The organism is Clostridium sp. AM29-11AC (assembly GCF_003480545.1).
GTDB classification, from domain to species: domain Bacteria; phylum Bacillota; class Clostridia; order Lachnospirales; family Lachnospiraceae; genus Otoolea; species Otoolea saccharolyticum_A.
On sequence record NZ_QUJI01000048.1, the window covers coordinates 1 to 2,965 of the forward strand.

General features: G+C 38.3%; 3 protein-coding genes and 1 pseudogene. 1 reads left to right on the forward strand and 3 read right to left on the reverse strand.

The genetic code is table 11. The annotated features are described in order from the left end of the window. Positions 1-109: 109 nt before the first annotated feature. Positions 110-1,213, reverse strand: a complete 1,104-nt coding sequence (gene tnpB, locus DW757_RS17005; protein ID WP_118752319.1) for an IS200/IS605 family element RNA-guided endonuclease TnpB — start codon at positions 1,211-1,213, stop codon at positions 110-112. A 17-nt stretch (positions 1,214-1,230) separates the two neighbouring features. Next, a pseudogene (gene tnpA / locus DW757_RS17010) lies at positions 1,231-1,695 on the reverse strand (IS200/IS605 family transposase). A 139-nt stretch (positions 1,696-1,834) separates the two neighbouring features. On the opposite strand from tnpA, the gene DW757_RS17015 reads away from it, so the two are divergent. Next, complete coding sequence (locus tag DW757_RS17015; RefSeq protein WP_207665914.1) at positions 1,835-2,611, forward strand: hypothetical protein; 777 nt, start codon at positions 1,835-1,837, stop codon at positions 2,609-2,611. Positions 2,612-2,661: 50 nt separating this feature from the next. On the opposite strand, the gene DW757_RS17535 is transcribed toward DW757_RS17015, so the two are convergent. Next, positions 2,662-2,965: hypothetical protein (locus DW757_RS17535; protein ID WP_207665915.1), on the reverse strand; the 304-nt coding region annotated here is incomplete at its 5' end.

The window sequence follows — 2,965 nt, forward strand, 5'->3', positions numbered from 1 at the left end:
GGAGTGAACTACCCATTGTCTAAAGCCAATGGGCTTCCTGCTTCATCGACCTCGTAACCTACTATCTCCACAGGCGTTAATTCGGGCAGTCCCTGCCCTATATATTTCTTTATGCTATTCGCCGTAATCCTTCTGCCAGTATATTTTTTGCGGCATTGATGTCTCTGTCATGTTCTGCTCCACATTCCGGACATATCCACGTTCTCACTGACAAATCTTTTATATCCGGATTCTGATACCCACAAACAGAACATATTTGACTACTGGCATAAAATGTATCTATTTTGATATATTTCCTGCCATTCCATTTTGCCTTATACTCTAACTGTCTCGTCAGCTCGTACCACGATACATCACTTATGGCTTTTGCCAGATGATGATTCTTTACCATATTTTTTATCTGTAAATTTTCTGAAACTACCACTTGGTTTTCGCTGATAATTTCATGTGAAACTTTATGCAGATAATCTTTTCTGGTATTTGTTATTTTCTCATGGCATAATGCTATTTTTTTCTTGATTTTATAGTAATTTTTACTTCTCTTTTCTTTATGTGACAGTTGCCTTTGTAGCTTTACCAGTTGTCTTTCGTATTTCCTTATGATTTTTGGATTCTCATATATCTTACCATTGGAAGTAATGCATAAATCTTTGATTCCTAAATCTATTCCTATGCTATCCTTTGTATGTGCCAGTTCCTTATGCTCAGTTTCTACAAGTATGGACACATAATATTTTCCACTAGGAACCCGCGAAACTGTCGCTGACTTAATCTGTCCTCTAAAATCCCTGTGTAACTTTGCTTTTACATCTTTTAATTTAGGCAGTTTTACCTTACCATTCTCAAAGTCTACTGCTATATTTCCATTTGTATAATTGGTTGTATAGGATTTATGGCTGTCATGTTTGCTCTTGAATTTTGGATATCCTGCATGTTCCCTGAAAAATTTCTGATATGCAGAGTCCATGTTATAAATTGCGTTAGTCAGAGCAAATTTGTCCACTTCCTTTAGCCATTCATAGTCTTTCTTTAATTCTCTGTTACAGTAATTATTACAATCTGTTTTACTGACAGACTTTTTCTCTTTCTCATATATTTCTTTCCGATATACCAGTGTACGGTTATAAACAAAACGACAACAGCCAAATGTTTTTGCAATCTGTGTTCTCTGTTTGCTATTCGGATATATCCTGTATTTATATGCTTTTAGCATTGACTGTCATCACCTTTCTATCCCTGGTTTTCTATATATTTTCGGAGCATTTTTTCTGAAACATTTCCTACACTGCAAGCAAAATATCCGTCCGTCCAAAAAGTATGCTCTTTCCAGAAATGTTTTCGTAAATAACTTGGATATCTTTCCTAAATATGATATGTTGTATAGCTCTTCATCAGATTTACTATTTTACTAATGGACATCGTTGGTTCTGTTTCTATCATGTAATGAATATGGTCTTTATCTGTCTCCATGTATCTAATAACGGCTTTGTGCTTTTGACATATCTCATAAGAAAACTGCTTTATATCATCTGCTATTTGTTTTGGCATCAGCAATTTCTTTCTATACTTGCATACGAAAATAATATGATACTGTAACAAATACTTGTGTCTGTTTTTTGATTTCCACGTTCCCGTAACACAAGTATAGCACGAGCCACCACTTTTGGCTACCTTAACCCACCGTCTAAAGCCAATGGGATTGCGGTAGCTCTATTTCAATGCTCATGGCCAGATGCTGTATGAGTGGATCAACGATTCCAAGACAAAGGTTACAGGAAGCCCATCTAATGCCGAGGCTGATGGCAATAACATCGGAACAGCTTCAGCAAGTGACATGGTTTACTATAATGCAGTAGAGGAAGGCTGGAGAGCAGACGGCTGGTATGAGATTGACGGTTCTGAGGATCTTGAGGCAGATAGTGATACAGACTGGTACTACTTCGATGACGGCGAGGCTGAGAAGACTGAGAGCAGCGACGCATTTAACCTGCCGACAGGTAAAACAGAGTACAGAATGAAGAAGAAGATCTCTGAGAACGGAAGCAAATACTTCTGCTTCAATGAGAAGGGACAGATGCAGACTGGCCTTCAGTATGTAAACGATGGCTTCTACTTCTTCGATGATAACGGTTATATGCAGACTGGAAAGGTATCCAACGTAGAAGAGGATAATGACAGCTTTACATATTACTTCAATACAAGCAACGGACACAATGGCCAGGGTGTAACTGGAGAGAAGTCCGGATATCTGTACTTTAACGGAAAGAGACTTGAGGCTGACGATGATTACAGACTGTACTTTGTAAAGGATAAAGTATATCTGGTAAACACATCCGGTAAGATTCAGTCCTCCAAGACAAAGAAGTTCTACATTGAGGAGCTTGACAAGGAGTATAAGGCAACCTTCGGAAGCGGAGATAACGTATTAACTCTGACAGAGCTTAACGATGACGAAGATGAAACAACCAATGTAATCAACTTCGAAACATTGGCAACAGAAAATGCAATGCGTGACGGTGTAACTCTTCCTGTGATCGAATTATATGATTCTGAATACAGCTATGAGTTCAAAGACGGAGAATGGATTGCCGGATTTACAGTTGCTCAGTAATATCAAAAGGATATTATTATAAATGATACAGAGGGAGATTATTTCTGATATTATAAATTCAGGGATAATCTCCCTTTTTTGATGGGCTCTATGTTAATAGTTGGGGTGGGATTCGTTTGAATCCCGCCCCATTCCTGCATTTGGAGCCATTTGAATACGGGTTCTGTTGAATGATAGTTTTGGGCATGACAAAAAAGCCTCCCTATCCTGACCATTTTTATGATGTACTGAGGAGTATCCGGGTCCGGAATCTCTCGAAGTTTCGGATGCCGTAGGAACTCCGTTTTAAGACTTTGAGAGGCTGTAAAATATTCTGTGTCTATGGGAATGAAACCTTCCAGATAAGAATTCGAT